Genomic DNA, 6,457 nt, shown 5'->3' with positions numbered 1-6,457 from the left:
CAATTAAAGGAATCGAAAACATAAGAATAATACAAAAAGGGCAAATTACAGGTTACAACTCTAAATTATCAACATTTGAAAATTTCATGGCTCTGATGGCGTAGTGTGTCCAGAGGAATCTCGTTTTTAGAAATTTCACGGGCACTCTCAACAGATGCGACAGAACCATTTTAAACCACTCCTAAATTTTCCATCCTCCGTGTAGTGCTGCAATGCCACCGCTCAGGTTAGAATAGCTAACCTGATAAAATCCAGCATTCATTAACATTTGCTTTAGCTCTTCTTGCGGCGGAAATCGGGCGATACTCTCCACCAGATATTGATACGCAGCCTCATCTTGCGCCACCCATGCTCCGATTTTAGGAATCAGTCCAAAGGCATATTTTTCATAGAGCTCATTTAAGACGGGATACTGGACTCGGCTGAATTCAAGGCATAGGAAACGACCTCCTGGTTTTAAAATTCGGTGCGCTTCGGCAAGAGCTGTTTGCATCTCAGTGACATTGCGCAGGCCAAAAGCAATGGTGTAGGCGTCAACTGAGTGATCAGTGAAGGGAAGGCTGGCAGCATCGCCGCAAATCCATTTTAGTGCTGGTTTCATTGAAGCTTTTGCACGCTTCATTCCCACAGTTAACATTCCTGGGGTGAGATCACAGACGGTGACGTTAACTTTGGGTTCAGCCTTTAAGATGCCAAAGGCAATATCGCCTGTGCCACCTGCAACATCCAATATTTTCATGCCTGGACGAGGTGCAAGTGTTTGGATCATTTGGCGTTTCCATAAGCGGTGCATTCCACCACTCATGAGGTCGTTCATCAGATCATAGTTTTCAGCGACACGATTGAAGAGCTCTTGCACTTTGCGAGTTTTCTCTTCTGGGGCGATATCTTGAAAGCCAAAAGGAACGTTTGATTTGGGTTGACTCATATGAGTAGTATACGATGTATTAATCTTAAGACAAGGTATGCATGAATAATGCCCGAACTCCCCGAAGTAGAAACAGTATGCCGCGGTTTACGCCCTATTTTTGCAGGCAATACGATTGCCAAGGTCGAGCAACGCCGCCCTAACTTGCGCTTTGACTTTCCGACTGATTTTGTTTCAAGCTTGCGGGGTCAACGAATCAACAATGTGGAGCGTCGTGCAAAATATATCCAGGTATTTTTAGACAGCGATCAAGTTTGGCTAACGCATCTGGGAATGTCAGGGCGGTTTATCATTCATGATGAAACCTATGAATCTTCGCCCCACGATCACGTGGTTGTGCACTTAAAATCAGGAGAGCGCGTGTATTACCGAGATCCGCGGCGTTTTGGATATATGGATGTCAGTACCAGATCAGAGTTGCCAAAGCACCGGTTTTTGCGGATGTTAGGCGCAGAGCCCTTGGAGCCAGAATTTAATGCTGAGATGCTTGAGAAAGTTTTTCACGGTAGAAATAAACCTCTCAAGACGGCGTTGTTAGATCAAACTTTGATTGCAGGTTTAGGTAACATCTATGTCTGCGAAGCGCTGTTCCAAGCGCGTCTTTCGCCGTGGCAAAAGGCTAGTACATTAAATAATACTGAGCGAGTTGCTTTGGTTGCAGTCATTCAGGATGTATTGCATAAAGCCATTAAAGCTGGTGGTTCAACTCTTAGGGATTACGCTCAGGTCGAAGGAGAGTTGGGATATTTTCAGCACCAATTTCAGGTGTATGGTCGCACAGATGAGCCATGCCAAGAGTGCACGCAACCTATTGAGCAGAAAAAGCAAGGCGGACGCTCGACCTTTTATTGTGGGGTATGCCAAAGGGTGTGATTAAAAATGTGTGCTGGTTTTCCAGACGAGCGACATTGATTCGCACGACTTGATAACATTACAGAGCTAGCCGTTTTCAATTTAGGTGATGTTCCACTAAACACTCATCGGCATAAGAACATACAATGCAGTATTGTCATTAGCGGGGCGAATCACCATAGCACAATGGTCGCCCCCCAAAGCAAACTGTGCTTTTTCGTCAGCAAGTTGCTGGGTAATGTCTAAAATATAGCGTGCATTAAAACCAATATTTATTGTCTCGCCTGTGTACTCAACCGGAATTTCTTCTTGAGCTGCTCCTGCTATTTCTCCTGTGGCTTTCAAAATCAATTTGCCTTCCTCAAGAATCCCGTGGATACCACCCAATTTTTCGAGAGATATGGTTGCCACACGATCCACCGCCTGGGCAAAAGGTGCCACTTTTAGATACATCATCTGATTATTGCCCCTGGGAATGGCTCCCTCATATTCGGGATAGGCTCCATCAATGAGACGGGATGTCAAAAATGCGTGCCGTATTGAGAAACAAATCTGTGTCGATGAGACTGCTACATGGATGTCTTCCGGTGTTTCTGTAATCAACTTGATCACTTCTTGAACCGTTTTGCGTGGCATAATTACACCTACAAAATCAGCAGCACCTTCAGGTAATGGCATACTGGCCATAGCTAAACGATGACCGTCGGTTGCAACAGCACGCAATTCTTTTCCATCTACAGGATGCAGGTAAATTCCATTTAAAAAGTAACGAGTTTCATCTTGCGACATGGCAAAGCGTGTTCGCTCGAGCAAGCGCAAAAACAATCGAGAGGGTACCTTAAACTGGCTAGGCAAATCGCCAGCCTGGATCACCGGAAAGTCTTCAGGAGGAAGACACGGCAATTTGAACTCCGATTGCCCGCAGGAAAGCAAAAGCTGGTGCGATGCCTTATCGAGTGACATAGAAATCGTGCCCCCTTCTTCCATTTTGCGCACAATATCGTGAATTAGGTGCGCGGGAACTGTTGCTCGGCCAGGCTCAGAAACCTCAGCACTGACTGTCTCAACAATGGACAATTCTAGATCGGTTGCGGTTATTTTGACACTGACACCTTCGGCATCAAACAATATGTGCGACAATATCGGCAATGTCGTACGTCGTTCAACCACGCTCTGGCAATGACTTAAAGCCTTAGATAAAGCACTTCTTTCAATTGTAAACTGCATATTGGTCCCGCCATCTATTTGGTTGTGCACAAAATCTCTTGACTCTAAGTATATGCCACATCAAGAGGTAAAGGAAAAGCCCCGATGTGAAAGATCTACTGAAGCTGAATCAAACTGTTGATTTTCTGGCGCACTCAAAGTGCTCATTTACTCAAGTAAAATGCGCGCTTTTCGTTACCATAAGATTCAACATTTTGATTCAGCACGGGGGTTACTCACGGCATCCGTAAAGTGCGCACCAGCAATTCAATGTCTTCACTTAGAGTAAAATCTGCTTTTTTGAGTTCTTCAACTTTTTTTACAGCATGCAAAACCGTCGTATGATCACGTCCGCCAAATTTACGACCAATTTCGGGAAGAGAGTGTGCAGTTAAACGCTTTGCAAGGTACATTGCCACCTGGCGAGGGCGCACCACGGAACGTAACCGTTTTGCTGAATGCATATCTGTAATTCGGATATTATAATGTTGCGCGACTTTCTTTTGAATTTCTTCAATGGTTACACGGCGGTCACTGGCACGCAGGATATCATGCAGTACTTCTTGGGTCATTTCTAGTGACACTTCACGGCCAACAAGCGTACTGTGCGCTACAATTCGATTTAAGGCACCTTCAAGTTCACGAACGTTTGAGCAGATTTTGTGCGCCAAAAATTCCAGCACGCTTTTGTCACAACCAAGCCCAAATTGATCCACCTTGGCTTGCAAAATGCCAAGGCGTAGCTCATAAGTTGTGGGGTGAATATCTGCCACCAATCCCCAACCCAAACGCGATTTGAGGCGCTCTTCCATCCCTTCCATTTCAGAAGGTGATTTATCGGCTGAAACAATAACTTGATGATTCTGGTCTACAAGAGCATTAAAGGTGTGAAAAAACTCTTCTTGGGTAGATTCTTTACCGCCAATAAACTGCACATCATCAATCATGAGCACGTCAACCGATCGAAATTGTTCTTTAAAGGCCATCGTGTCTCGGTATCGAAGGGCGCGAATAAACTGATACATAAACTTTTCAGCTGAGACGTAAATTACTTTCCGTTTGGGATGAATTTTCTTGATGTGCCAGCCAATAGCATGCATGAGGTGGGTTTTACCAAGCCCCACACCTCCGTATAGAAAGAGCGGGTTATAGGAAGCTTTTTCCGATTCAGCCACACGAAGTGCAGCTGCATAGGCTAATTCGTTGGATTTGCCGACCACAAAGTTGTCAAAGGTAAAACGAGAGTCAAAAACCGTTCCAACTTTTTCGAGTCCCTGACGACTTGTATCCGTTGCACCCAAAGATTCTGAGGTTTCAGCCTGCTCTTTGGCAGAACTGAGCTCACCTAATTTGGTGTTCTGAGGTGCAGCTTTCGGAGTTACGATGATATCAACTGCCAAAATTTGGGTGTTCTGTTCACTGCTTACAGCCAAAATGGCTTCAAGGAAATTCGTACGCACCCAATCGCGGATAAAACGCGTAGGTGCACTTAATATTAATGTGCCAGCGGAAAATTCATGCCACTCTAAAGAGCGAACCCAACTCTTAAAAGTTGCTTCTCCCAATTTTAGTTTTAACTCTTGCTGAATATGGATCCAATCTCCTTCAGACGATCCTTCAGGCGACACGTTCTCATGTACTTGTGCCGCAGCCAGAGATGACATTCTTTACTCCCCAATTCACCACACCCTAAGGCGACCGATTTACAAACTATACCGAAGCTGAATCAAGCTGTTGGTTTTCTGGTACACTTCTAAAGTGCTAATTTACCCATGTAAACTGCACGCTTTTCGTTACCATAAACTCAACATTCTGATTCATCAAGAGTATATCTTAATCCAAAAAAAAGAAACCGGAACTTTAAAAGCACCGGCTCAGGGCATTCAGTGAAACCAACGTTCAGGATGGTAGGTAGCACATTTTCACTGAACTGCCCTACACCGGCTTGACAAATCACGTGTTCGATAAAACTTCTCATTGACTATGCATTAAAAGCTTGAGAACAAACCTGCCTATAACGCTTTAATACGAGCCCACGTTCTTGAAAGTTTGCGTGCTGCTGTATTTAAATGGAACAAATTACGCTGAACACCACGCATCAACTCAGATTGCATGCTGCGAAAGTTTGCCTCAGCTGTCGCTTTCTCACCAGCTGCAATTGCTTCTTCAACCAAACGTATACGGCTACGAATATGTGATACCCGCGAACGATTACGCTCAGTCCGTGTCTTAGTTTGACGAATACTTTTCAAGGAGCTCTTATGGTTAGCCATTGATAGTGTACCTAATTACTGATAAAAAATTCTCTCTCCATACAACCCTTATACGTCCTTGACGCTCAAAAGTCAACTATACTGAAGTGCAATCAAAACCTCTGTTTCCTGATACGCTCGAAGTGCTCATTTACCCAAGTAAACTGCGCGCTTCTCGCTATCATTAAACTAGAGGTTTTGATTTCACGAGAGTATATCCGATGTAGAAGAACGAGCCTTCAATGAAGTCAGTTGTAAAAACAGAGCCACAGCCAGTCCCATCTTAGTCAAAAACCCAGGAATCCAGAGCGTAGCGTTGGCTAGCGCAGCTTTAGGGCCAATACACAAACTAAGCCAAAGAATTCCAGGAATATACAGTACCAAATTTGCGATTAAGCAGAGGATAACTGCTTTGAATAAGGTGCTTCCCCAACCATTTTCATACAAAAGTCCTGCGGCATATGCCATTAAAATAAATCCAAACAAAAAGCCAGCAGATGGTCCCATCATATAAGCTAGACCAATACCTTGTATTGGTGTGCTGGTAAAGACCGGCAAACCGCATGCTCCTTCGGCCAAGTATAGCAAGACCGAAAAAGTTGCTAATTTGCGACCATAAATGGCTCCAAGCATGATCACTGCCAAATTTTGCAGTGTCGCATTTACGGGCCAACATGGAATAATAATTTTAGCTGAAAGCGTTAGGACCACTGATCCTGCAACACATAACAGCAGCTTTTGCCAAAACGTATAACTTGAAGAATTAATGAATGGCACAGTTTTTAATGGTGCCGACGCTTGAGACATTGATGACATGTTTTCCTCCACTGCTTTTAATCCCTCGACATTTTCTTGTCGTACCACTGCCAAGACACCTTTGTCAACCTATGCTGAAGCTGAATGGTTAGGAATGCGAGCGAAACAACTTCCAATTTTATGCGTGGTTCAAAAAATAGGCTCTTTTGCGTTTTGAGTGGGTAAGGAGATTTTTTCCTAATCAGAAAATTCGATGCTAACTAGCTTCAGTTAAGTAAAAAAACCGCAATGGTCAAAACCACGATAGGCTCTAACACCTTGTTTTTTAAGGAATTACGAGTGACCCATCTTTAGTATACTTCCAATATTCGAAAAATATCTAAAAGATATATTTAAATATTAAGATAACATTTGCACAGGAAAGCACTTTTGCTTATAAAGATGAGAGGTCAGGAGAGAAACT

7 protein-coding genes are annotated in these 6,457 nt (G+C 43.8%); 2 read left to right on the top strand and 5 right to left on the bottom strand.

What is annotated here, in order from left to right:
• On the top strand, positions 1-104 hold a 104-nt coding region (locus tag ABFQ95_07115), incomplete at its 5' end, for an IS6 family transposase (GenBank protein ID MEN8237290.1).
• Between the two features lie 77 nt (positions 105-181).
• On the opposite strand, the gene ubiE is transcribed toward ABFQ95_07115, so the two are convergent.
• The gene (ubiE, locus tag ABFQ95_07110; protein MEN8237289.1) at positions 182-928 is read right to left on the bottom strand and encodes a bifunctional demethylmenaquinone methyltransferase/2-methoxy-6-polyprenyl-1,4-benzoquinol methylase UbiE; all 747 of its coding nucleotides are present in this window, start codon (positions 926-928) and stop codon (positions 182-184) included.
• Between the two features lie 48 nt (positions 929-976).
• Here ubiE and mutM point away from each other — a divergent pair, with 48 nt between their 5' ends.
• A complete protein-coding gene (gene mutM / locus ABFQ95_07105) occupies positions 977-1,801 on the top strand; it encodes a bifunctional DNA-formamidopyrimidine glycosylase/DNA-(apurinic or apyrimidinic site) lyase (GenBank protein MEN8237288.1) in 825 nt (274 codons plus the stop codon).
• A gap of 96 nt (positions 1,802-1,897) precedes the next feature.
• On the opposite strand, the gene dnaN is transcribed toward mutM, so the two are convergent.
• The 4 genes from dnaN to ABFQ95_07085 form a co-directional block, all read right to left on the bottom strand.
• Positions 1,898-3,037 (bottom strand): DNA polymerase III subunit beta, encoded by a 1,140-nt coding sequence (dnaN, locus tag ABFQ95_07100; protein ID MEN8237287.1) that lies wholly within the window; start codon positions 3,035-3,037, stop codon positions 1,898-1,900.
• Positions 3,038-3,222: 185 nt separating this feature from the next.
• Positions 3,223-4,650 (bottom strand): chromosomal replication initiator protein DnaA, encoded by a 1,428-nt coding sequence (gene dnaA / locus ABFQ95_07095; GenBank protein ID MEN8237286.1) that lies wholly within the window; start codon positions 4,648-4,650, stop codon positions 3,223-3,225.
• A gap of 348 nt (positions 4,651-4,998) precedes the next feature.
• Positions 4,999-5,259, bottom strand: coding sequence for a 30S ribosomal protein S20 (rpsT, locus tag ABFQ95_07090; protein MEN8237285.1), 261 nt, complete (start codon positions 5,257-5,259; stop codon positions 4,999-5,001).
• Positions 5,260-5,442: 183 nt separating this feature from the next.
• A complete protein-coding gene (locus ABFQ95_07085; GenBank protein ID MEN8237284.1) occupies positions 5,443-6,102 on the bottom strand; it encodes a biotin transporter BioY in 660 nt (219 codons plus the stop codon).
• Between the last annotated feature and the right edge of the window lie 355 nt (positions 6,103-6,457).

The organism is Pseudomonadota bacterium, from assembly GCA_039714795.1.
Lineage (GTDB): Bacteria > Pseudomonadota > Alphaproteobacteria > JAGOMX01 > JAGOMX01 > JBDLIP01.
The sequence above is the reverse complement of the archived record's forward strand: the minus strand, read 5'-3'. Positions and strand labels throughout refer to the sequence as shown.

What these genes read in the sequence shown, in the direction of transcription:
- dnaA (MEN8237286.1), bottom strand. Translation starts at nt 4,650, where the DNA reads ATGTCATCTCTGGCTGCGGCACAAGTACATGAGAACGTGTCGCCTGAA.
- mutM (MEN8237288.1), top strand. Translation starts at nt 977, where the DNA reads ATGCCCGAACTCCCCGAAGTAGAAACAGTATGCCGCGGTTTACGCCCT.
- ubiE (MEN8237289.1), bottom strand. Translation starts at nt 928, where the DNA reads ATGAGTCAACCCAAATCAAACGTTCCTTTTGGCTTTCAAGATATCGCC.
- rpsT (MEN8237285.1), bottom strand. Translation starts at nt 5,259, where the DNA reads ATGGCTAACCATAAGAGCTCCTTGAAAAGTATTCGTCAAACTAAGACA.